21 protein-coding genes are annotated in these 21,533 nt (G+C 70.1%); all 21 read right to left on the reverse strand.

Features of this window, described 5'->3' with window-relative positions:
* Positions 1 to 36: 36 nt before the first annotated feature.
* Positions 37 to 972 (reverse strand): NUDIX hydrolase, encoded by a 936-nt coding sequence (locus tag AUC47_RS13720; protein ID WP_096715714.1) that lies wholly within the window; start codon positions 970 to 972, stop codon positions 37 to 39.
* Between the two features lie 106 nt (positions 973 to 1,078).
* A complete protein-coding gene (der, locus tag AUC47_RS13725; RefSeq protein WP_251588903.1) occupies positions 1,079 to 2,551 on the reverse strand; it encodes a ribosome biogenesis GTPase Der in 1,473 nt (490 codons plus the stop codon).
* A 40-nt stretch (positions 2,552 to 2,591) separates the two neighbouring features.
* The gene (gene cmk / locus AUC47_RS13730; protein WP_096715716.1) at positions 2,592 to 3,266 is read right to left on the reverse strand and encodes a (d)CMP kinase; all 675 of its coding nucleotides are present in this window, start codon (positions 3,264 to 3,266) and stop codon (positions 2,592 to 2,594) included.
* Positions 3,259 to 4,374, reverse strand: coding sequence for a prephenate dehydrogenase (locus AUC47_RS13735; protein WP_096715769.1), 1,116 nt, complete (start codon positions 4,372 to 4,374; stop codon positions 3,259 to 3,261). Before AUC47_RS13735 ends, cmk begins: the two co-directional genes overlap by 8 nt.
* Positions 4,375 to 4,406: 32 nt before the next feature.
* Positions 4,407 to 5,201 (reverse strand): pseudouridine synthase, encoded by a 795-nt coding sequence (locus AUC47_RS13740; RefSeq protein WP_373557868.1) that lies wholly within the window; start codon positions 5,199 to 5,201, stop codon positions 4,407 to 4,409.
* Positions 5,198 to 5,827, reverse strand: a complete 630-nt coding sequence (gene scpB, locus AUC47_RS13745; RefSeq protein WP_256999583.1) for an SMC-Scp complex subunit ScpB — start codon at positions 5,825 to 5,827, stop codon at positions 5,198 to 5,200. The genes AUC47_RS13740 and scpB overlap by 4 nt, the downstream gene beginning before the upstream one ends.
* Positions 5,828 to 5,904: 77 nt before the next feature.
* Positions 5,905 to 6,804 carry a segregation and condensation protein A gene (locus AUC47_RS13750; protein ID WP_096715718.1) on the reverse strand — a complete coding sequence of 300 codons (900 nt, stop codon included), beginning with the start codon at positions 6,802 to 6,804 and terminating at the stop codon, positions 5,905 to 5,907.
* Positions 6,788 to 7,678, reverse strand: a complete 891-nt coding sequence (locus AUC47_RS13755; protein ID WP_096715719.1) for a ParA family protein — start codon at positions 7,676 to 7,678, stop codon at positions 6,788 to 6,790. Before AUC47_RS13755 ends, AUC47_RS13750 begins: the two co-directional genes overlap by 17 nt.
* Positions 7,679 to 7,783: 105 nt before the next feature.
* Positions 7,784 to 9,100 (reverse strand): ABC transporter permease, encoded by a 1,317-nt coding sequence (locus AUC47_RS13760; protein WP_096715720.1) that lies wholly within the window; start codon positions 9,098 to 9,100, stop codon positions 7,784 to 7,786.
* Positions 9,097 to 9,816, reverse strand: coding sequence for an ABC transporter ATP-binding protein (locus AUC47_RS13765; protein WP_256999584.1), 720 nt, complete (start codon positions 9,814 to 9,816; stop codon positions 9,097 to 9,099). Before AUC47_RS13765 ends, AUC47_RS13760 begins: the two co-directional genes overlap by 4 nt.
* The gene (locus tag AUC47_RS13770) at positions 9,813 to 11,387 is read right to left on the reverse strand and encodes a hypothetical protein (RefSeq protein WP_096715721.1); all 1,575 of its coding nucleotides are present in this window, start codon (positions 11,385 to 11,387) and stop codon (positions 9,813 to 9,815) included. Before AUC47_RS13770 ends, AUC47_RS13765 begins: the two co-directional genes overlap by 4 nt.
* Before the next feature lies 1 nt (position 11,388).
* On the reverse strand, positions 11,389 to 12,408 hold the full coding sequence (locus tag AUC47_RS13775) for a hypothetical protein (RefSeq protein WP_096715722.1): 1,020 nt from the start codon (positions 12,406 to 12,408) through the stop codon (positions 11,389 to 11,391).
* A gap of 155 nt (positions 12,409 to 12,563) precedes the next feature.
* Positions 12,564 to 13,466: a site-specific tyrosine recombinase XerD gene (xerD, locus tag AUC47_RS13780; RefSeq protein WP_096715723.1), complete on the reverse strand. Its 903-nt coding sequence runs from the start codon at positions 13,464 to 13,466 to the stop codon at positions 12,564 to 12,566.
* Between the two features lie 2 nt (positions 13,467 to 13,468).
* A complete protein-coding gene (locus AUC47_RS13785; protein WP_096715724.1) occupies positions 13,469 to 14,059 on the reverse strand; it encodes an NUDIX domain-containing protein in 591 nt (196 codons plus the stop codon).
* Positions 14,052 to 15,746 carry a CTP synthase gene (locus AUC47_RS13790; protein ID WP_096715725.1) on the reverse strand — a complete coding sequence of 565 codons (1,695 nt, stop codon included), beginning with the start codon at positions 15,744 to 15,746 and terminating at the stop codon, positions 14,052 to 14,054. Before AUC47_RS13790 ends, AUC47_RS13785 begins: the two co-directional genes overlap by 8 nt.
* A 26-nt stretch (positions 15,747 to 15,772) precedes the next feature.
* Entirely contained in the window at positions 15,773 to 17,455 is a 1,683-nt protein-coding gene (gene recN, locus AUC47_RS13795) for a DNA repair protein RecN (protein WP_096715726.1), read from the reverse strand.
* Positions 17,452 to 18,366, reverse strand: a complete 915-nt coding sequence (locus AUC47_RS13800) for an NAD kinase (RefSeq protein ID WP_096715727.1) — start codon at positions 18,364 to 18,366, stop codon at positions 17,452 to 17,454. The genes recN and AUC47_RS13800 overlap by 4 nt, the downstream gene beginning before the upstream one ends.
* Positions 18,363 to 19,160 (reverse strand): TlyA family RNA methyltransferase, encoded by a 798-nt coding sequence (locus tag AUC47_RS13805; RefSeq protein WP_096715728.1) that lies wholly within the window; start codon positions 19,158 to 19,160, stop codon positions 18,363 to 18,365. The genes AUC47_RS13800 and AUC47_RS13805 overlap by 4 nt, the downstream gene beginning before the upstream one ends.
* Positions 19,157 to 19,333 carry a hypothetical protein gene (locus AUC47_RS16815; protein WP_179297633.1) on the reverse strand — a complete coding sequence of 59 codons (177 nt, stop codon included), beginning with the start codon at positions 19,331 to 19,333 and terminating at the stop codon, positions 19,157 to 19,159. The genes AUC47_RS13805 and AUC47_RS16815 overlap by 4 nt, the downstream gene beginning before the upstream one ends.
* A 66-nt stretch (positions 19,334 to 19,399) precedes the next feature.
* Positions 19,400 to 20,437: an HAD-IIA family hydrolase gene (locus AUC47_RS13810; protein ID WP_096715729.1), complete on the reverse strand. Its 1,038-nt coding sequence runs from the start codon at positions 20,435 to 20,437 to the stop codon at positions 19,400 to 19,402.
* Positions 20,438 to 20,443: 6 nt separating this feature from the next.
* On the reverse strand, positions 20,444 to 21,533 hold a 1,090-nt coding region (locus tag AUC47_RS13815), incomplete at its 5' end, for a hypothetical protein (protein WP_306453252.1).

Genomic DNA, 21,533 nt, shown 5'->3' on the forward strand with positions numbered 1-21,533 from the left:
GAGCCGGGGTGCTGACCGGTGCGTGAGCCCAGCACCTCAGTTCGCGTCGGTCAAAATACCCTGCAGCCAACCGGAGGATCGCACCTGGGCAGCGCCGGCAGCGGCGACTCGTTCCTGCAGCTCGCGATCGCTGGTGACCACCACGACGTATGCGCCCGTGGCGACGCGGCGCTCGACCGCGGCGACGATCGCGTCGTCGCCTCCGGCGTCCGCCTCCACGACCGAGACCACGCCCGCGGGAAGCAGCGCATCCTCGTCATCGGCTTCGGGAGCCTCGATGCCCCGCGCGGCACCTTCGACCACGAGCGCGATCGGCGGGAACCAGGCACTGCCGCCGAGATCGATGTCCGCTCCAGGCACCGACAGTCCGCTGAGGCTCTCTGCCAGACGGCGCGCGGCGCCCGCACGATCTTTCCACCAGCCGTTGGGCACCGACCCCACGACGTTCGCCGCATCGACGACGAGCGACGGGCGCACTGCGAGCAGCGCCCGCAGTGTCGGCCACGCCCGTCCGAACCCCGGGTGCAGAGGACGAGCGTCGACCTCGTCGAGGGGTACCCACTCCAGCGCGACGCTCTCGGGGTCGCTGATCACCGGGTCGAAGGGCTCTATGACATCGGCGATCACCGTCGTGTACGACCAGACGTCGAGATCGAGCACGCTCGTGAATCGAGGCCGTACGGCGGCATCCGGCACGCCCGCTTCCTCCTGAGCCTCGCGAACCGCCCCGACGATCGCGCTTTCGCCCTCGTGCAGCGCGCCGCCGGGCAGGCCCCAGGTTCCGCCGAAGTGGCTCCACGCCACCCGGTGCTGCAGCAGGATCCCGCGCTCCGGATCCACCGCCAGGAGCCCCGCAGCGCCGAACCGGCCCCAGTACTTCTCCCCCGACGGCGCCACGACCCAGGCATCGCCGGGATCACGCGGCCCGGACGGGCGGCGGGGCTCGTCTGCGGCAGGAGGAACAACAGTCATCACCTCAGCCTTTCACAGCATCCGGGCATCGGCATCCGCCCCGGTCATATGCGGGAACAGCGACGGGCCGCCCGCACGAAGCGGACGGCCCGTCGGTGATCGATGACTAGCGCTGACGCTTCTCGCGGACGCGCATGTTGACGACGATCGGAGTTCCCTCGAACTCGTACAGCTCACGCAGGCGGCGCTGGATGAACCGGCGGTACCCGGGGTCGAGGAACCCCGTCGTGAACAGCACGAACGTCGGCGGACGCGTCGACGCCTGCGTGCCGAAGAGGATGCGCGGCTGCTTGCCGCCGCGCAGCGGGTGGGGGTGCTCGGCCACGAGCTCGGCGAGGAAGGCGTTGAACTTGCCCGTTGGAATGCGGCGGTCCCAGTTCTCCAGCGCGGTCTCGAGCGCCGGCACGAGCTTGTCGAGGTGACGGCCCGTCTTCGCAGAGATGTTCACGCGCGGGGCCCAGGCGACGTGCGCCAGGTCCTGCTCGATCTCCCGCTCAAGGTATCGACGCCGGTCGGCGTTCTCGAGGTCGAGGTCGTTCAGGCGATCCCACTTGTTGAACGCCAGCACGAGCGCGCGACCCGACTCAAGCACGAGGTCGATGATCCGCACATCCTGCTCACTGATCGTCTCCGAGACGTCGAGCACGACGACGGCGACCTCGGCCTTCTCGAGCGCGGCGGAGGTCCGCAGCGACGCGTAGAAGTCGGCGCCCTGCGCCATGTGCACCCGGCGACGGATGCCTGCCGTGTCGACGAGCGTCCACAGCTTGCCGCCGAGCTCCACGATCTCGTCGACCGGGTCGCGGGTGGTGCCGGCGAGGTCGTTCACGACCACGCGCTCCTCCCCCGCCGCCTTGTTCAGCAGCGAGGACTTGCCCACGTTCGGACGCCCGAGGATGGCGACCCGGCGCGGCCCGCCGATCTCGGCCTTCGCGACGGCCGAGACGTCCGGCAGCTTCTTCAGGACGGCGTCCAGCAGATCGGCGACGCCGCGACCGTGGATCGCGGAGACGGGATGCGGCTCGCCGAGACCCAGGTTCCACAGCGCGGCGGCTTCGGGCTCCTGGCGGCTGTCATCGATCTTGTTGGCGACGAGGAAGACCGGCTTGCCGCTCTTGCGCAGCAGCTTCACGACGTGCTCGTCGGTCGAGGTGGCGCCGACCATCGCGTCGACGACGAAGAGGACGACGTCCGACAGGTCGATCGCGACCTCCGCCTGCGCGGCCACGGAGCGGTCGATGCCCTTCGCGTCGGGCTCCCAGCCGCCGGTGTCGACGAGTGTGAAGCGACGGTCGTTCCACTCGGCCTTATACGTGACGCGGTCGCGCGTGACACCGGGCGTGTCCTCCACGACGGCCTCGCGGCGCCCGAGGATGCGGTTCACAAGCGCGGACTTCCCGACGTTCGGCCGACCCACGATCGCCACCACGGGCAGGGCGGGCAGGAACTGGATGCCGTCCTCGCCGAGCGTCACACCGGCGAGGAGCGCAGCATCCTCGTCGTCGAGCTCGTAGTCGGCGAGACCGGCGCGCAGCGTCTCCGCGCGCTGTTCGGCCAGTTCCTCGTCGAGTGCGTCCATCTTCTCGGCGAGCTGGTCGGGGCCGCCTTCGTATTCGTCGTCAGCCACGGTGTGCTCCTCGGAGTCGTTCGATCACCGCGAGTACGGCGTCGATGGTCTGGGGGAAATCGAGCGCGGTCGAGTCGACGACCTCGACGCCGTCGGCGGCGTTGAGGAAGTCGACGACCGCGCTGTCGGAGGCGTCGCGCTTGTGCAGGGCCTCGGCGACGGCCTGGGCGTTCTCGCCCGCGAGCTCGCCGGCGCGGCGCGCGGCGCGCACCTCGGGTGCGGCGGTGAGCAGGATCCGGACCGGTGCGTCGGGCGCGACCACGGTGGTGATGTCGCGACCCTCGACGACGACGGCCGGGTACGAAGCCTCGGCGACGAGCGAGCGGAACAGCCGATTGACCTGCTCGCGCACCTCGGGCACTCGGGCGACGCCGCTCACGGCGCCGGAGACCCGCGACTCGCGGATCGCGTCGGTCACGTCGGACTCGCCCACGAGCACGGTGCGGTCGTCGGGGTCGAGACCCAGCCTGACCGGGAACTCGGACGCCGCGACGCGCACCGACTCCGCGTCGTCGGTGTCGGCACCTCGGTCGAGGACGTGCCAGGCGAGCGCCCGATAGGCGGCCCCGGTGTCGAGGTACCCGAATCCGAGCCGTCGCGCGACCGCTTTCGAGACACTCGACTTGCCGGAACCCGCAGGCCCGTCGATCGCGATGAAGTCAGTCATTGGTGGTCCCTGCAATCCGCCAGCCGCGTTCCTGGAGTCCGGTGATTGCCCCGTGTAGTGCAGCGGGGTCGACGCTGATCTCGGCGAGGCCGAACTGTGCGCCCGGCGAGTGCTCGAGACGCAGATCCTCGACGTTGACGCCGAGCTCGCCCAGCTCGCCGAACAGTCGACCGAGCTGTCCGGCGGTGTCGTCGACCATGACGACGAGGCTCTCGAAGCGACGGTTCTGGCCGTGCTTGCCCGGCAGACGCTCGACACCGTCGTTGCCCTGCTTGATCGTCTCCGCGACCACGCGCCGAGCCCCGGGAGCGTCGGGAGTGCGCAGCGCGTCAGACACCTCGCGAAGATCGTCTGCCAGCGCGTCGAGGATCTCCACGACCGGCCCGGCGTTCGCGCCCAGGATCTGCACCCACAGCTCAGGGGCGGACGCGGCGATGCGCGTCGTGTCGCGCACACCCTGGCCGGAGAGCCGCAGCGCTCCCTCGTCGGCGACCGCGAGCCGCGCGGCGAGCAGACTCGCGACGACCTGTGGCACGTGCGAGGTGAGCGCGACCGACCGGTCGTGCTCCTCCGGGGTCATCTCGAGCGGCATCGCTCCGACGTCCAGCGCGAGCGCCTCGACGACAGCGAGATCGGAGGCCTTGGTCTCCTCATCCCGGCAGACGACCCACGGTCGGCCGATGAAGAGGTCGGCACGGGCGGAGATCGCTCCGCCGCGTTCCCGACCGGCGAGCGGGTGGGAGCCGATGTAACGCGTGATGTCGACGCCGCGCTTCTGCAGGGCGAGGAACGGCTCAAGCTTGACGCTCGCGACATCCGTGACCACGGCGTCGGGGAATCGCGCCAGCTCGGCTTCGATCACATCGGCGGTGACGTCGGGCGGCACGGCCACCACGACGAGCGCGGGGGTGTCGGCATCCGTCGCCGCCCGACCAGCGCCGTAGTCGATCGCGAGACGCAGCTGTGCGGGCGAGGTGTCCGCGAGCACGACGTCGACGCCCTTCGCGCGCAGTGCGTGACCGATGCTCGCGCCGAGCAGGCCGGCGCCCACGATGCGGACGGTGCCGGACAGACGGGTCGCGACGCGCGGCGCGGACACGCCGGTCATCGGCGCCCCGCCGGGCGCACTCGTCGTCTCGGTCACTCGTTCTCCTGCTGCTCGCCTGGCGCCGCGGCGACACCGGAATCATGGCGCGCGAGAGTCAGCAGCGCACCGAGTTCGATTTTACTCAGTTCGCGCGTGCGGCCGGCCGGGAGGGTTCCCAGGTGCAGGGGTCCGAACTGGCGGCGGACGAGCTCCGTGACGGGGTGCCCGACGGCAGCCATCATCCGGCGCACGATGCGGTTGCGACCGGAGTGCAGCGTCAGCTCCACGAGACTCGACCCCCGGGACGTGTCGAGGAGACGAGCCTTGTCGGCGGCGATCGGCCCGTCCTCCAGCTCGATCCCCTTGGTGAGCTTGGAGATCGTCTGAGCGGTGACGGCTCCGTCGACCTTGGCGATGTACACCTTGGTGACGCCGAAGGACGGGTGCGCCAGTACGTGCGCGAGCTCGCCGTCGTTGGTGAGGACGAGCAGCCCGCTGGTCTCGGCGTCGAGACGGCCGACGTTGTAGAGACGCTCCTCGTAGTCCTTCGTGAACCGGCGAAGGTCGGGGCGCCCGCTCTCGTCGCGCATGCTGCTGACGACCCCGGTCGGCTTGTTGAGCATGACGTAGCGCTTGGAGACGTCGAGCTGGACGGCCGTTCCGTCGACGTCGACGAGATCGGTCTCGGGGTCGATCCTCGTCCCGAGCTCGGTCACGGTGCGGCCGTTCACCCGGATCCGCCCCTCGACGATGTACTGCTCCACGACCCGGCGCGAAGCGACGCCGGCCGCGGCCAGCACTTTCTGCAACCGGACGCCCTCGGGCGCGGAGCTCGTGTCTTCCATCATCGGACCACTCCTTCATCGAAACCGTCTGCGCCGTCGTCGAGCAGCGGGGAGATCGGGGGCAGCTCGTCGAGCGAGTTGATCCCGAGGTGCTGCAGCAGCGCGTCGGTGGTGCCGTAGTTGATCGCGCCCGTCTCCGAGTCGGCGAAGAGCTCGGTGATCAGCCCCCGTGCGAGGAGCGTGCGCACGACCGAATCGACGTTGACCGCGCGGATCGAGGCGACCTGGCTGCGCGTGACGGGCTGCTTGTAGGCGATGACCGCGAGGGTCTCCAGTGCCGCCTGCGACAGCCGTGCCGGCGCCTGACCCCCGACGAACTCGGCGACGAGGGAGTCGTGATCCTCGCGCACATAGAGACGCCACCCACCGCCCACCTCGCGCAGCTCGAAACCACGCCGTGGACCGGTGCCCCGGCCGTCGTAGTCGTCCACGAGGGTCTCGATGGTCTGGCGCACCGCCGCCACCGGAGAGCCGACGGCAGCGGCGAGGGCGACGAGCCCGATGGGCTCGTCGATGATCAGCAGGATCGCCTCGATCCGCTCCGCCAGCGGGCTCTCAGCGGAGATTGTCGGCTCCTCCGCCTGCTGCTCGGTCGGCAGGGCCAGGTCGTCGGTCAGGTCATCGGTCATAGTCGGCCCCCAGGCTCGCGAGTGCCTCGACGTCAAACGTCGGGAGCTCGGTGTCCCGCGTGAGATTGGCGGTCAAGTCATCGGTCATAGTCGGCCCCCAGGCTCGCGAGTGTCTCGTCCGACCAGGAGTCGGCGGCCCAGCGCAGCGTCAGCTCGCCGAGCGGTTCCAGTTGTTCGAAGCTGAGTGCGGCATGCCGGTACAGCTCCAGCACGGAGATGAAGCGCGCGACGACGATGCCCGGTTCGCGGATGCCGGACACCAGCTCGCGGAAGCTCAGCGATTCGGTGCCGCGCAGCAGCGTGACGACGATCGCCGCTTGTTCGCGGATGCTGACGAGCGGAGCGTGCAGATGGTCGAGGCCGACGTGCGGGATCTCCTTCGGAGCGAACGCGAGCAGCGCGAGGGCCGCGAAGTCGTCGGCGCTGAGCGACCAGACGAGCTCGGGGGTCTGCGTGCGGTGCTTCTCGTCGAGCCGGACCGCCCTGACGTGCCGGCGATCCTCCCGCTGCAGGCAGCGCGAGAACCAGGCCGACACCTCCTTGAAGGCGCGGTACTGCAGCAGCCGGGCGAACAGCAGGTCGCGCGCTTCGAGGAGCGCCACGGCCTCGGCATCCACCAGCTCGCCCTGCGGGAGGAGTCCGGCGACCTTCATGTCGAGCAGCGTGGCGGCCACGACGAGGAACTCCGATGCCTGATCGAGCTCCTCGTCGTCGTCGAGGTGCTGCAGGTAGGCGATGAACTCGTTCGTGACCGCGCTCAGCGAGACCTCGGTGATGTCCATCTCGTGCTTCGAGATGAGGTTGAGCAGCAGGTCGAACGGCCCGTCGAAGTTCGACAGCGAGACCCGGAAACCCGCCTCGGACTCGGCGTCTGACGCGATGGACTCGGCTGACGTCGAATCGGATGCCGCGGCTGTCGCCTCGTCCGGTCCGACAGGCGCGAACGTCTCGGGAGTCTCGTCAGGCGACGGCGCCACGGGCGACCAGCTCCCGCGCCAGCCGCAGGTACGCCTGGGCGGCGGCGTGCTCCGGAGCGAACTCGGTGATGGGGACGCCGGAGACGGACGCGTCGGGGAACTTCACGGTCCGGCCGATGACGGTCTCGAGCACATCGTCGCCGAATGCCTCGACCACGCGCTCCAGCACCTCGCGCGAGTGCAGCGTGCGTGGGTCGTACATCGTGGCCAGCAGCCCGTCCATGGTGATGGACGGGTTCAGCCGGTCGCGCACCTTGTCGATCGTCTCGATGAGCAATGCGACCCCGCGGAGCGCGAAGAACTCGCACTCGAGCGGGATGATCACGCCATGAGCGGCGGTCAGGGCGTTCACCGTCAGCAGACCGAGCGACGGCTGGCAGTCGATGAGGATGACGTCGTACTCCCCCGCCACCTGGCGCAGCACGCGGGCGAGGATCGTCTCGCGGGCGACCTCGTTCACGAGGTGCACCTCCGCGGCCGAGAGGTCGATGTTGGCGGGCATGACGTCGAGGCCGTCGACGCTCGTGTGCACGATCGCCTCATGCGCATCGCGCTTCGTGTCGAGCAGCAGGTCGTAGATGGTCGTCACGTCGTGCGTCTGGATGCCGAGACCCGCCGACAGCGCACCCTGCGGGTCGAAGTCGACGGCGAGCACCTTGCGACCGTACTCCGCGAGGGCCGCGGCGAGGTTGATCGACGTCGTGGTCTTGCCGACGCCGCCCTTCTGGTTGCAGAGGGCGATGATGCGAGCCGGTCCGTGCGAAGCCAGCGGCTCAGGGGTGGGGAACCCGTGGTACGGCCGGCCGGTCGGTCCGAGGGGTGTCTCGTCGGCCTTCCGTGCCTTCGCCCTGGACTTCGCCGCTTTCTCCGCCACCGCTTCTCCTGCTCCCTCGTGCTTGGTCGATTGTAGCGGCAGGCGTAGGGCGGAGCCCCTTCGCCGCGCGGCGCGCACTCCGAAGGGGACCCCCGAGCTCGCTGATCAGCCGCCTCTCAGAGCCGCGACCGGCTCGATCCGCGCTGCCCGTCGAGCCGGGTACCATCCCGACCCCCACCCGACCAGAGCGCCGAGGAAGGCCCCGGCGACGGCGACGAGCGGATCGGTGACCGGCGTCCACCCCTGCACCGCGGCGACGACGATGACCGCGACCACCCCGAGAGCAGAGCCGATCAGACCGCCGATGAACCCGATCACGATCGACTCGACCATGAACTGCGCGCCGATCTGCCGACGGGTCGCGCCCAGCGCACGACGCAGACCGATCTCGCCGATGCGCTCCATGACCGCCAGCAGGGTGACGTTCGCGATGCCGAGACCTCCGGCGAGCAGGGCGATCACTCCGAGGATGAGGAACACGACGTTGACATCGGCCTGCACGCTCTGGCTGAGGTCCGACGAGCCCGACGGCGCGCGCGCCTCGAGGCTCTCGGGATCGTCCGGCGCGAGCGCGATCACGCTCTGCTCGGCGACCTGCGGCCCCGCCCCGACGGCGATTCTGATGTCCAGCTCGGACGGCGCTTCCAGCCCGAAGTCGGCTCGAGCGGAGCCGGTGGGGATGATGACCGCATCCAGGAGTTCGCTGCGCCGCTCCATGCCGTCGGCGATCCCGACCACCGCGTACGCCACGCCGGCGATGAACACGGAGGGCTGGGAGTCGACACGGTTGATGCCCATGCGCTCCGCGAGGCGGCTGCCGAGCACCGCGACGCGGTCCGCGCGCTGGTCGTGACCGCGGTCGAAGAACCGTCCGGCGACGAGTCCCCCCTCCGCGGTGTCGAGCAGTTCCGCGGAGGTCGAGAACAGACGGGGCGAGGCGACGGCCGCCGCCGCCGGGTCGTTGACGGGCACCGCTGTGATCGTCTCCCCCTCCGCGAGCTCCACCTCTCCGAGCAGGGTGGCGCTCTCGACTCCGGCCAGCAGCTCGACCCGGTCGGGTGAGTCCCAGGGCAGACGCCCCGCGGCGACGCTCTTGTTCTGCGAACCCGACTGCGCCTCGGCGGCCTGCACGACCACGCGGGTCGCGGCAGCGCCATCGAACTGGCTCGCGATCTGCGCCGCCGCCGTCTGCGCGAACCCGATGGTCGCGACGAGCGAGGCGATCCCGAGCACGGTGCCGAGGATGGTCATGACGAGCCGCGCGGGGCGCGAACCGATGTCCGACGTCGCCTCGGCGACCAGATCCTGGAACGTGAAGCGGTCGGCATGAGCCACCGCCGAGACGAGCGAGGGCGGTCCGTCCTCGACGGCGGGTCCCTCGGCGTCGTCCGTCGCGCGCGTGCGCCACGGCAGCCGGATCACAGCTCACTCAATCGGCCGTCGGCGATGCGGATGCACCGGCGTGCCCGCCGCGCGACCCCGTCATCATGCGTGATGACGACGAGGGTGAGTCCGTCGTCGTTGAGCTCCTCGAACAGCGACATCACCTCGCCCGAGGTCCGCTGGTCGAGGTTGCCCGTCGGCTCGTCGGCGAGGAGCAGCCGGGGCCCGCTGACGACCGCCCTGGCGACCGCGACACGCTGCCGCTCACCGCCCGACAGCGAGTTCGGCAGGAAGTCGAGGCGGTGACCGAGACCGACCCTCTGGAGGGCCTCTCGCGCCCGGAATTCACGCTCTCGACGCGGGACACCGCTGTACAGCATCGGCATGAGCACGTTGTCGAGCACGCTGCGACGCGGCAGCAGGTGGAAGGACTGGAACACGAACCCGATGAAGCGCGCACGTACGGCCGCTCGCTCGTCGTCGGACAGATCGCCGGTGAGTGAGCCCGCCAGGCGGTACTCGCCCACACTCGGGCGGTCGAGGAGCCCCAGGATGTTGAGCATGGTCGACTTGCCGGAGCCGCTCGGCCCGACGATCGACAGGTAGTCGCCCGGAGCGATCGAGAGCGTCGCGCCCTTCAGCGCCTGCACCTCCGGCGGGCCGGGGAACGACCTCGTGACGTCTCTGAGCTCGACAAGCGGCGCGGCGTCCGCGGCATCCGGCGTCACCGGCGCGCCTGCGGCGAGCGAGGTCACTCGCCGACCACCACGAGCTCGCCCTCCTCGAGATCGCCGTCGATCGGGGTCACCTCCACGGCGCCGTCGGCCGCGAGACCGGTCTCCACGACAACGAGTCGCGTCTCGGCATCCTCTCCATCCCGGGGGTCGGACTCGACGACCTCCACGCGGGACTCCCCACCGGGACCCGCGGTGAGCGCGGCGAGCGGCACGGAGAGCACGTCGCCGTCGGTCGCACCGACCGCGATGCGCACTCGGACGTTGCTGTCCTGCAGCGCGGTGATCTGCTCCGGCGTGAGCGGATCCGGTTCGAGCAACACCTCCCACCGCGCCTTGCTGTCCTTGCCGGGCTTGAGCTCGGAGATCACGGCGCGATGCTCCGTGCCGTCCGGGAGCTCGAACGTCGCCTCTGAGCCGACCTCGAGCAGCCGGGCATCCGCCTCAGCCGCCGCGCCCGTCAGTCGCACGGTCGCGCCGGAGACCGTCATCACGGGACCCGAGATGGTCGTGCCGCGCTTGACCTCGACCGCGTCGACGCGGCGCGGGAGCTCGGTCAAGAAGAGCACCTCGCTGGCGGGCAGGTACGGGAGCACGCTTTCCCGTGCGCTCTCGAGCGCCTGGTTCGCGGAGTCGACCTGTGCCCGCGCCGCGTCGAGCGCGGCCTTTTCGGCACCGGTGTTCTTGGCGGCCCAGAGCTGATCGCGCTCCAGACGAGCCGTCTGGAGGTCCCACTCGGCCTGCTGGACGGTCGGCGCCCCTTCGACGCCGTTCCTCGCGTCGGCCAGTGCCTGCTCGGCCTTGGCGACGGCGACGTCGGCCTGGAAGCTCTCCACCTTCGACGGCCCGGCACCGGCCGCGGTGAGCTCCTGCTGGGCACGCGAGACCTCGCTCCTGGCGGAGCGCACGCCCTCCTCGGCAGAGCGCACGGCATCCTCCGCGCCCTCCTCGGGGGCGGGCTGCGGGTAGCCAGCTTGCGCGTAGAGCTGGCCGACCGCATTGGCGGTCGCCTGGTCGAAGAGGTTCGACGACACGTCCCCGGCATCGATGCCCAGGCTGACCAGGGCCTGCTTGAGCTGCAGCACGTCGGGGCCTGAGACTCCGACCCGCAGAGTCCGGTACGCGGGAAGCTCACCGGGCAGCACGATGACCGGCCGCCCCTCGATCTCGAGGGCGATGGAGAGCGGGGAGAGGGTGGCGCCGACCTCGGGCACGGAGCCGGTGACGACGCTCCCTCCCCCGGTGGTGTCGATGGTGACTTCCACGGCGTCCGCGTAACCGACGTCCGCCCGCAGGGTGACGTCGTTGCTGAGCGGACCGAACTCCACCGGCACGGTCACCAGTCCGGGGTCCGGCGCCTCGCTCGCCTGCGCCGGTGCGATCAGGAAGCGACCGACCAGAAGGCCGGCGACCAGGCTGACCACCGCGCACAGCGCGACGATCCACAGGGTGCGGTTGCCTCGCAGGATCCGCCCCCATCCGCTCACGCGGGAGGATGCGGCCGCCCCGTCGCCGTCCGCAGCGAGGGCGTCGTCGTTCTCGGGAAGAAGCTCTGCGGGCAGTTCTGTCGTCGGAGTCTCGTCGTCCCTCATGTCAGTCGTTCTGCTCGGCTGCGGCCTTGAACGCCTCGAGGTCCGCCTTGTTCTCGGCGATGAACTTCTCCTCCAGCGCGAACTGGATCTTCAGCGATTCCGCCGTGTACGACGTCTTGGTGCGGCACTCGAGGTCGACGAGCGCGAGCTCGATCTCCCGCTCGCCCAGCGCCTTCATCTCCGGGCTCGACGACGGGTCGACGAAATCGGGCGACTCGGTGTCGACCTCGGTCGATCCGTCGCCGTACACCGCGTCGTAGATCTTGCTGGACTCATCGGCGATCGACTGCTGGGCGTCCATCTGCGCCGAGAAACCGGGCTCTCCCCCGTCGTCCATGCACGAGGACCACGCCGCGTTGAGCTCCTTGAACTCGGGCGACTCCTGCGTGGAGCTCCAGAGCTTCTCCATCTTGGTGCGCAGGTCGGCGAACTCATCCGCCTGCCACGGGTCCTCGCCCTGCTGCTCGTGCTGGGCCCACCCCTGGCACCCGGCATCCTCCCAGTTGTACTCGTAGCTCCCGTCCTCGGCGAGCTCGTCCTCCTCCGGCGGCACGCCGTAAGCGGTCTCGTAGTACGCGGTCTGCTCCGATTCGGAGAGCGATTCGATGTACTCCTGGTTCGGGTCGACGTACTCCTCCGAGCTGCCTTCGCCCTGATTCTCGGTGAAGGGGCTGTTCACGATCCCGTAGCCGTACTTCGCGACCCACTCCCTCTTCTCCGGCTCCCACTCCACGTCCTCACCGGACGAGAAGTCGGCGGAGCTCTGCACGTTCGGCTTGTACTCGAAGCCCTCCTCCGCCATGCACTCGGCCATCAGCTCTTCCTGAGCGCGCTGCTGCTCGTCCCACTTCTTCTGCTGCTCCTCCTCGGAGAGGTCGCCGCCGTAGGCGGAGGAGAGGTACTGGCCGAGAGGCGAATCCTCGTAGCTGAGTTCGTTGGCGGACGGTCCTGCGCATCCGGTCAGAGTGAGCGCCAGGGCGGTGGCAGCGATTCCCGCTGCGAGAGGACCGGTGGTACGCATGTCTTGCTCCTTCGTCGGCCGACTTCGGTCGGAGGTCTCGGGCAAGCATAGGGAAGCCGGACGATTCCTCGCGTCCCCCAAATGGATGACGTGGATAAGTCTCCGGGCTGACGACAGCGGGCGGCCGACACGGTCCGCGGAGGGTCCCGCGACTGTCAGCGCGCCCGCGGATGCGAGGTCGCGTAGACGTCGCGCAGCGTGTCGACGGACACGTGGGTGTAGATCTGCGTCGTGGCCACCGAGGCGTGTCCGAGCAGCTCCTGCACCACCCGCACATCGGCCCCGCCCTGGAGCAGGTGGGTCGCGAACGAGTGCCTCAGGGTGTGCGGCGACACGTCTGATGTGATCTGAGCGCGCTCCGCGGCATCGCGGATCACGAGCCAGGCGCTCTGCCGCGACAGCGGTGCGCCCCGGGCTCCGAGGAACAGCCGTGCCGAGGCTCGACCCTTCGCGGCGAGACCCGGCCGCACACGCGTGAGATAGGCGTCGACGGCAGCGCGCGCGAACGACCCGACGGGCACGATGCGCTCCTTCGACCCCTTGCCCCGCAGTCGCAGCACATCGCCGTGCGAGACGTCGTCGACATCGAGGTTCACCGCCTCCGAGACACGCGCTCCGGTCGCATAGAGCAGCTCGAGCAGGGCACGGTCGCGGATGCCGATCGGCTCCTCGGCCGATGGCGCGGCCAGTAGGCGCTCGACCTGGTCGATGGTGAGGGCCTTCGGCAGACGACGCGGCGCCTTGGGCGGTCGCAGACGTCCGCTGGGATCGTCGTCCTCGATGCCCTCCCGTGCGAGGAAGCGGTGCCACCCGCGCACCGACGACTGCAGTCTCGCAAGGCTCGTCGCCGCCGGCGCGGGGTCGGCGGACGACCGCTCCGCGATGAAGCGCCCCACGATCGCGGGGGTGATCTGCGCCGTGTCGGCGATGCCGTCGGCGGTCAGCCACTCGAGATAGCCGGCGAGATCGCGCCGGTAGGCGGAAATCGTGTGGTCGCTGAGACCGCGCTCGATCGTGACATGGCGCAGGTACGAGTCGAGCGCGCGATCGAGCTGCATGCTCAGGCCAGGTCGCGAAGCCTCTGCGCCGCCGCCAGCACGCCGATGGTGAGGATGCCGTTGCGCATGCGCCCTTCCATGACCGCCGCGATCACCGCGTCGAGCGGAACCCATTCGGCGCGGATGTCGGCCTCCTCGTCCTCGCGCTCGTGCGCCGACGGAGCCGCCGAGATCCCGGCGGCGAGGAAGATGTGGATCGCCTCGTCGTTGCCGCCGGGAGTGGTCCACGAGGAGACGAGCGGCTCCCAGTGAGCGGCCACGAGATCCGCCTCCTCGGCCAGCTCCCGCTGTGCGGCGACCAGTGGCTCCTCGCCGTCGACGTCGAGCAGGCCGGCGGGCAGCTCCCAGTCGCGATGACGGATCGGATGCCGGTACTGCTGTATCACCAGCACCCGTCCCTCGTCGTCCAGCGCGAGGATCGCCACAGCGCCCGTGTGCTCGACGTACTGGCGACGGATATCTGCGTCGCCGTACCGCACGAGGTCGTCGCGGACGTTCCACACGGCGCCCTCGAACGCGAGATCGCTCTGCACGACCTCGGGCTCGAAAGGCTCGTCGCGAAGGTCGCCCGCAGCGACGCGGCTCTCAGGCATCGGCTTCGACGTCGAACAGCTCGCTCGCGCGGTGACGCTCGATCGCCGCGCCGACCAGGCCGCGGAAGAGCGGGTGCGGGTCGGTCGGACGCGAGCGGAGCTCGGGGTGAGCCTGCGTGGCGATGTAGTACGGGTGCACGTCGCGCGGCAGCTCGACGTACTCGACGAGGTCGAGTTCGGGGTTCAGGCCCGAGAAGACGAGTCCCGCGTCGGACAGGCGCGAGCGGTAGGCGTTGTTGACCTCGTAACGGTGACGGTGCCGCTCGGACGCGATCGGGGTGCCGTAGACCTCACGTGCCAGGGAGCCCTCCGCGAGGGCGGCCTGGTAGAGGCCGAGGCGCATGGTGCCGCCCAGGTCGCCGCCGTCGAGGATCTCGACCTGCTCGGCCATGGTCGCGATGACCGGCTCGCTGGTCTCGGGGTCGAACTCGGTCGACGAGGCGCCGGCGATGTCGGCCACATCGCGCGCGTACTCGATGACCATGCACTGCAGGCCGAGGCACAGACCGAGGGTCGGGATGCCCTGCTCTCGTGCGAACCTCAGCGCGCCGAGCTTGCCCTCGATGCCGCGGATCCCGAAGCCGCCGGGCACGCAGATGCCGTCGAGCGTGGCGAGCTGCTCCCTGGCGCCGTCCGGCGTCTCGCACAGGTCGGACGGGATCCACCGGATGTTGACCTTCGTCTCCTGAGCGAAGCCGCCGGCCTTGATCGCCTCAGTCACCGAGAGGTAGGCGTCGGGCAGGTCGATGTACTTGCCGACGAGCCCGATCGTGACCTCGTGCTTCGGGTTGTGCACGGCGTGCAGGACTCGGTTCCAGCGCGTCCAGTCGACCTCTTCCGCCTTCTGGTCCAGACCGAGCCGACGCACGATGTACGAGTCCAGGCCCTGCTCGTTGAGCGTCGAGGGGATGTCGTAGATGCTCGGCAGGTCGACCGTGTTGATGACGCCCTCGGCGTCCACGTCGCACATGAGCGCGATCTTGTTTCGGTTGCTCTCGCTGACGGGGCGGTCGCTGCGGAGCACGAGCGCGTCGGGCTGGATGCCGACCTGGCGGAGAGCCGCCACCGAGTGCTGCGTGGGCTTGGTCTTCTGCTCGCCGGAGGCCCCCATGAAGGGGACCAGCGAGACGTGCACGAAGAACACGTTGTCGCGGCCGAGCTCGTGACGCAGCTGCCGCGCGGACTCGAGGAACGGCTGCGACTCGATGTCGCCCACGGTCCCGCCGACCTCGGTGATGATGACGTCGGGCTGCGGGTCCTCGGTCGCCTGCAGGCGCATGCGCCGCTTGATCTCGTCGGTGATGTGCGGGATGACCTGCACGGTGTCGCCGAGGTACTCGCCGCGCCGCTCGCGCGCGATGACCTGCGAGTAGATCTGGCCAGTGGTGACGTTCGCGGCCTGCGACAGGTTGATGTCGAGGAACCGCTCGTAGTGGCCGATGTCGAGGTCGGTCTCGGCGCCGTCGTCGGTCACGAAGACCTCGCCGTGCTGGAACGGGTTCATCGTGCCGGGGTCGACGTTCAGGTACGGGTCGAGCTTCTGCATGACGACGCGGAGTCCGCGAGCGGTGAGCAGGTTGCCGAGGCTGGCCGCGGTGAGCCCCTTGCCCAAAGACGAAACGACACCACCGGTCACGAAGATGTGCTTGGTCGTGTCGTTCTTGGGCCCCGCAGAAGAAGAGTTCATCACGGGCTTCTATCCTAACAGTTCGCTCAGACGCCGAGGCTGAGAAGTTCGCGGGCATGGGTGAGTGCGGCGTCCGAATCCGCGAGTCCGGAGAGCAGACGGGCCATCTCGGCCTCGCGCTCCTCCCCTTCGAGTCGGCGGACGCTGGAGGCGGTGACTGCTCCGTCGTGGGATTTCACGACCGAGAGGTGGTTGTTCGCGAAGGCCGCTACCTGCGCGAGATGGGTCACTGCGATGACCTGCGACTTCTCGGCGAGTCGGGCGAGTCGCCGACCCACTTCGATCGCCGCGGCTCCGCCGATGCCCGCATCCACCTCGTCGAACACGAACGTCGGAACGGGATCGGTGCCCGCGATGACGACCTCGATGGCGAGCATGACGCGCGAGAGCTCGCCTCCCGAGGCTCCCTTCGACACGGAGCGCGGCTCGGCGCCCGGATGCGGTGCGAGCAGGATGCCGACGTCGTCGCGACCGTGCGCGCTCTCCGCGCCAGGGGTCACCGCCACTTCCAGCGTCGCGTCAGGCATCGCGAGGGCGTGGAGCTCCTCCGTCACAGCGGCACCGAGACGCGCAGCGGCTGCCGTGCGCTCTGCGGTCAATGCGGCAGCGAGCTCGTCGAGCTCGGTGCGCGCGGCATCGCGTTCGGCCTCGAGCCGGGCGATGCGGTCTCCGTCGTCGTCGAGCTCGGCGAGTCGGTTCGATCCGGTGCGCCAGAGTTCCAGCGCCTCTTCGAGCGACCCGTGCGCGCGCACGAGTGTGGCGAGCGCAGCGCGGCGCTCCTCGACGGCGGCGAGCTCGTGCGGGCCGGACTCGTCGAGGTCGGCGAGGTAGGCCGAGAGCTGCCCGGCGAGGTCGGCGACGCGATAGCCGATGTCGGCGAGACCCTCGGAGATGTCGGTCAGCGTCGGGTCGGTCACGCGCTCGAGAGATCGACGCGCCTCCGCGACGAGAGCGGACACATCGGGCTCGCCTTCTTCGTTCGACAGGGCGTTGTGCGCGAGCGTCGCGGCCAGCCGCAGGTCTTCGGCGTTGGCGAGACGCTCGGCACGGGCGGTGAGCTCGACGTCTTCACCGGGCTCGGGGGCTGTCGCCTCGATCAGCGCGAGCGCCTCGCGCAGCCTGGTGGCCTCTTCGGCTCGACGGTCCCGGTTCTCCGTGATGTCGGCGATCTCGGCATCCAGCTCGCGCCAGCGCGTGAAGGCTGCCGCATACGCGTCGAGCGCGGTCGCGATCGGGGCGCCGCCGAACCTGTCGAGGGCGTCGCGCTGCGCGGCGGCCGACCGCAGGCGCAGCTGCTCCGACTGCCCGTGCACCACGACGAGTTCGTCCGCCAAGGACGAGAGCACTCCCGCCGGCGCGGCGCGCCCGCCCACGCTCGCGCGACTGCGTCCCTCTGCGCTCAGCGTGCGGGAGACGTACAGCTCGGCCGACCCGGCGCCGGCCGGCTCGAGTTCACCGCCGGCGTCGGAGACGATGTCGGCGACCTCGCCCTTCTCCGGCACGAGCCAGACTCCCGCGACCGAGGCCTGCGAGGCTCCGGCGCGCACGGCGCCCGAGTCGGCCCTGGCCCCGAGCAGCAATCCGAGCCCGGTCACGACCATGGTCTTGCCCGCGCCGGTCTCGCCGGTGATCGCGGTGAAACCCTTGCCCAGCGGGAGGACAGCGTCGGCGATCACGCCGAGACCCTGCATCCGCATCTCCTCGATCATGCGCCTCCCCCCTGCCCGCGCCAGCCGGCGACCGGCAGCTGGAACTTCCGCACGAGCCGGTTGGTGAACTCGGCGGTGTGCAGACGAGCCAGTCGCACCGGGCGGGAGGAGCGTCGCACCACGACCCGTGCGCCGGGTGGGAGATCGTGCGATCGACGGCCGTCGCACCACAGGATGCCGGAGCCCGTGGTTCCGTCGAGCATCTCGATCGCGACGGCGGCGTCGGGACTCACCACGAGCGGCTTCGCGAAGAGGGCGTGCGCCGACAGCGGCACCACGGCGATGGCCTCGACCGTGGGCCAGATCACCGGTCCCCCGGCGGAGAAGTTGTACGCGGTGGATCCGGTCGGGGTCGACACGACCATGCCGTCGCAGCCGAAGCTCGACAGCGGCAGCCCGTCGATCTCGAGCACCACCTCGATCATCCGCTCGCGGCTCCCCTTCTCGACGGTCGCCTCGTTCAGCGCGAAGGTCTCGTAGACGACCGCGCCGTCGGCGTCCTTCACCCGCACCGAGAGGGCGAGCCGCTCCTCGACGTCGTAGTCGCGGTCGATCACGCGGCGCACCGCGGCATCCATGTCGTCGCGGTCGATCTCGGCGAGGAAGCCCACATGGCCCATGTTGATGCCGAGGACGGGCGCCGAGCACCCCCGCACCAGCTCCGCCGCGCGCAGGATCGTCCCGTCTCCGCCCAGCACGATCGCCAGCTCGAGGTCTTCCTGCGTGACGGTGTCGCCGAGGACGTCCACGTCGGCGAAGAAGGAATCGACCGCGCTGAGATCGCCACTGTCATCGCCCGCGAGCACCGGACGCGCCCCCGCTTCGCGCAGCGCCTCGACCACGCGACGAGCCGCCTCGACGGTGTCCGTGCGTCGGGCGTGGGCGACGACCAGGATGTTGCGCTCGTTCATCGGCCCCCTGCCAGTGCGTTGATGCGTTCCGACCATTCTGACGGATCCGTGCCCCGACCCGGAGCGAGGTGTACGAGATATTCCGTGTTGCCATACGTGCCGAGGATCGGCGATGGGAGGATGCCGAGCATCCCCAGTCCGGCATCCCAGGCGCTCCAGACGACCCTCGCGACCGCATCCGCGCGAGTGGCGGGATCCGTCACGAGTCCGCCGCGCACCGCCGTGCGGCCGACCTCGAACTGCGGCTTGACGAGCAGGACGATGTCCGCCTGGGGGGCGGCCACTGCGGCGACGGCGGGCAGCACCAGTTCGAGCGAGATGAAGGACAGATCTCCGACGACGAGGTCGGGCGCCTGCTGCTCTCCGGTCGCGGCTCGCAGGTTCTCGGGCGTCATATGACGCACGTTGTAGCCCTCCACGAGGACCACGCCCGGGTCAGCGGCGACGGATGCTGCGAGCTGATCGTGTCCGACGTCGACGGCGAGCACCGACCGCGCTCCGCGCTCGCGGAGCACCTGCGTGAATCCGCCCGTCGACGCGCCCATGTCGAGTGCGAGACGCCCGTCGACGGCGATGCCGAATCCGTCGAGAGCGGCGAGGAGCTTGTGGGCGGCCCTGCCGACGTAGTGGTCGGCCCCGGCGACGGTGATCTCGGCCGAGTCGAGGACCGGCGTCGAGGGTTTGACCACCGGGCGCCCGTCGACGCTCACGAGGCCTTCGGCGATCAACGATGCGGCGTGCGTCCGCGAGCGAGCGAGTCCCCGGCTGGCGAGGGCGGCGTCGAGTCGCGTCATCGCGCGCCAGGGGCGTCGCGCTGATCGAGACGCGCGCCGCTGTCGAGGCGGCGGGACAGCTCGTCGTGCAACCCGGAGTACGCGTCTGCTCGCGCAGCCAACGGCTGCCCCTCGATCAGGCGCAGGCGACTCCACAGACCGTCGGTCGGCTCGTTCGTCGTCTCATCGCTCACGTGTCTACTGTACGCGGCGGCTGCGACAGCGGGCCGGAGCCACGGCGGCCGCCCGCCCGCCCTGCATCAGGGCCGGTGGAAGGGGTCGTCGTAGAGACGCTCCGGCACTCGGAGCACGAACACCGGAGTCCCCGACGACCAGATCGCGGATGCGCCAGCGCGGAGCAGATCGATCTGCTCGTCGCCCTCTGCGAGGATCTCCACATCGGGCCCGGAGACACGCACGGACGCGCCGTTGACGGAGTGGATGCCGTCCTTCACCGAGACAGCCGGATACGGCTCGTGGAGGTCGCGGAGATCGCGGAGGATGTAGGTCGGCCGCGATCCCTCGGGCGCGGCGAGGACGTGCTTGGGCCGGTCGATGCCGGTGAGAACGAGTGCCGAATCGATGCCGGCGCGCACTGCGCCGAGGATGTCGGTGTCGAGCCGGTCGCCGATGAAGAGCGGCTTCTGGGCGCCGAAGCGCGACAGCGCCTCCTCGAAGATCGGCACCTCAGGTTTGCCGGCGACCGTCGCCAGTCGACCGATCGCCGTGTGGACCGCGGACACGAGCGTGCCGTTGCCCGGTGCGACGCCGCGCTCGCGCGGGATCGTCCAATCGGTGTTGGTGGCGATCCACGGGATGCCGCCCTCGTCCTCGGGGACCTTCAGTGCGAAGGCAGCCTCGGCGAGGTCGGTCCACGCCACCTCGGGGGCGAAGCCCTGCACCACGGCCGCCGGCGAGTCCTCGGCTGAGCGCGTGACGGTGTAGCCGGCCTTCTCCGCCTCGTCCACGAGTCCGTCGCCCCCGACGATGAGAAGGGTGGCCGGCGGGGGGACGATTCCTACGAGCAGTCGCATCGCCGCCTGAGGACTGGTGATCACATCGTCCGGGGCGACGTCGAGACCGAGGCTGCTGAGGTGCGCAGCGACCGAGGCATCGGTCCGAGAGGCGTTGTTCGTGATGTAGCCGAGACGCACCGATTCCGCAGCCCGGTTGAGGCTCTCGACCGCGTGCGGCAGCGCGCCTGGACCGGCGTAGACCACCCCGTCGAGGTCGGCCAGCACGGCATCGACACCCTCGAGCGGTGTGCGCTGCGTCTGCTTCTTCGAGAACAACCCCACCGCGCCTCAAGCCTCCTTCGAGGAGTCGCGCCCCTCGTCGGTGTCGGACCCGTCGGTGTCGGACCCGTCTTCACCGAGCAGCTCGCGGACCTCGTCCTCGATCGACGGCTCGGGCTCGACGGCGTTCTCGCTCTCGCTCTCGCTCTGGCTCTGGCTCTGGCTCTGGCTCTGGGCAACCGTCATGTCGGCACCGTTGGCCTCGTCGTCGGGCTTCGCGCCGGCATCCGCATAGGCGACGTCTGAGACCTCGTCGAGGTCGTCGATGTCGTCGATCATCCCGTCCTCGACGAAGATTTCCTCGTCACCGGCTTCGTCGACGCCGAGCGCCTCTGCAGCGACCTCGGCGCGGTGCGCCCAGAACGCGGCCTCTTCGGTGCGGCCGAGGTCTTCGAGCACGGCGGCACGTGCGGAGAACAGAGCAGGACTCCACTCGAACGCGCGGTCGGGGTCGAGCTCCGGGATCTCGAGTTCGCCCAGCGCCAGCTCCAGGTCGCCCTGATCGAGACGCGCGCCCGACATCGCGATCGCCAGGGCGACGCGCACCGGCGTGGTCAGTGCGCTGCGGTCCACGGCGCGGCCCGTCTCGAGCGCGCGATCGGGGCGTCCGATGCCGCGCTCGCTGTCGACCATGAGGGCGATCTGGTCGTCCTTGCCGGAGATGCGACGATAGGTGCGGAGCTCCCGCAGAGCGAGCGCGAAGTCCTCGTTCGCGTATGCGGTGATGCCCAGCGTCTCGCGCACGATGGCGATGCGGCCGGCACGACGGGAGGCCGCGAGAGCATGCTGGTGTGCGAGAGCGGGATCCTCGTCGATGAGACGCGATGCCATCGCGAGATGCCGAGCCACGTGCTCAGCGTTCTCCTTGCTCAGGGTCTTCAGCTCGTTCCGAGCGGAGGGGTGCAGGTCTCGCGCCGTCACGTCCTCCGGCAGCACCGGGTCGTTGTGCCGCGGCCGCTCGTCGGCAGCCTGGAACGGGCGTTCACGACCCGCGCCGCCACGCTGCGGAAATGACCGGGAACGATCGGACCGCTGGCCAGAACCGTCATGACGAGGCGACCGCGAGTCGCGGCTGTAACCGCCCTCGCGACGCGGGGCA

The organism is Microbacterium sp. SZ1 (assembly GCF_002362255.1).
Classification (GTDB): domain Bacteria; phylum Actinomycetota; class Actinomycetes; order Actinomycetales; family Microbacteriaceae; genus Microbacterium.

Bases quoted from the DNA above. Each gene is read 5' to 3' on its own strand.
- AUC47_RS13720 (WP_096715714.1), bottom strand. From the start codon at position 972: ATGACTGTTGTTCCTCCTGCCGCAGACGAGCCCCGCCGCCCGTCCGGG.
- der (WP_251588903.1), bottom strand. From the start codon at position 2,551: ATGGACGCACTCGACGAGGAACTGGCCGAACAGCGCGCGGAGACGCTG.
- cmk (WP_096715716.1), bottom strand. From the start codon at position 3,266: ATGACTGACTTCATCGCGATCGACGGGCCTGCGGGTTCCGGCAAGTCG.
- AUC47_RS13735 (WP_096715769.1), bottom strand. From the start codon at position 4,374: ATGACCGGCGTGTCCGCGCCGCGCGTCGCGACCCGTCTGTCCGGCACC.
- AUC47_RS13740 (WP_373557868.1), bottom strand. From the start codon at position 5,201: ATGATGGAAGACACGAGCTCCGCGCCCGAGGGCGTCCGGTTGCAGAAA.
- scpB (WP_256999583.1), bottom strand. From the start codon at position 5,827: ATGACCGATGACCTGACCGACGACCTGGCCCTGCCGACCGAGCAGCAG.
- AUC47_RS13770 (WP_096715721.1), bottom strand. From the start codon at position 11,387: ATGAGGGACGACGAGACTCCGACGACAGAACTGCCCGCAGAGCTTCTT.
- AUC47_RS13775 (WP_096715722.1), bottom strand. From the start codon at position 12,408: ATGCGTACCACCGGTCCTCTCGCAGCGGGAATCGCTGCCACCGCCCTG.
- xerD (WP_096715723.1), bottom strand. From the start codon at position 13,466: ATGCAGCTCGATCGCGCGCTCGACTCGTACCTGCGCCATGTCACGATC.
- AUC47_RS13785 (WP_096715724.1), bottom strand. From the start codon at position 14,059: ATGCCTGAGAGCCGCGTCGCTGCGGGCGACCTTCGCGACGAGCCTTTC.
- AUC47_RS13790 (WP_096715725.1), bottom strand. From the start codon at position 15,746: ATGAACTCTTCTTCTGCGGGGCCCAAGAACGACACGACCAAGCACATC.
- recN (WP_096715726.1), bottom strand. From the start codon at position 17,455: ATGATCGAGGAGATGCGGATGCAGGGTCTCGGCGTGATCGCCGACGCT.
- AUC47_RS13800 (WP_096715727.1), bottom strand. From the start codon at position 18,366: ATGAACGAGCGCAACATCCTGGTCGTCGCCCACGCCCGACGCACGGAC.
- AUC47_RS13805 (WP_096715728.1), bottom strand. From the start codon at position 19,160: ATGACGCGACTCGACGCCGCCCTCGCCAGCCGGGGACTCGCTCGCTCG.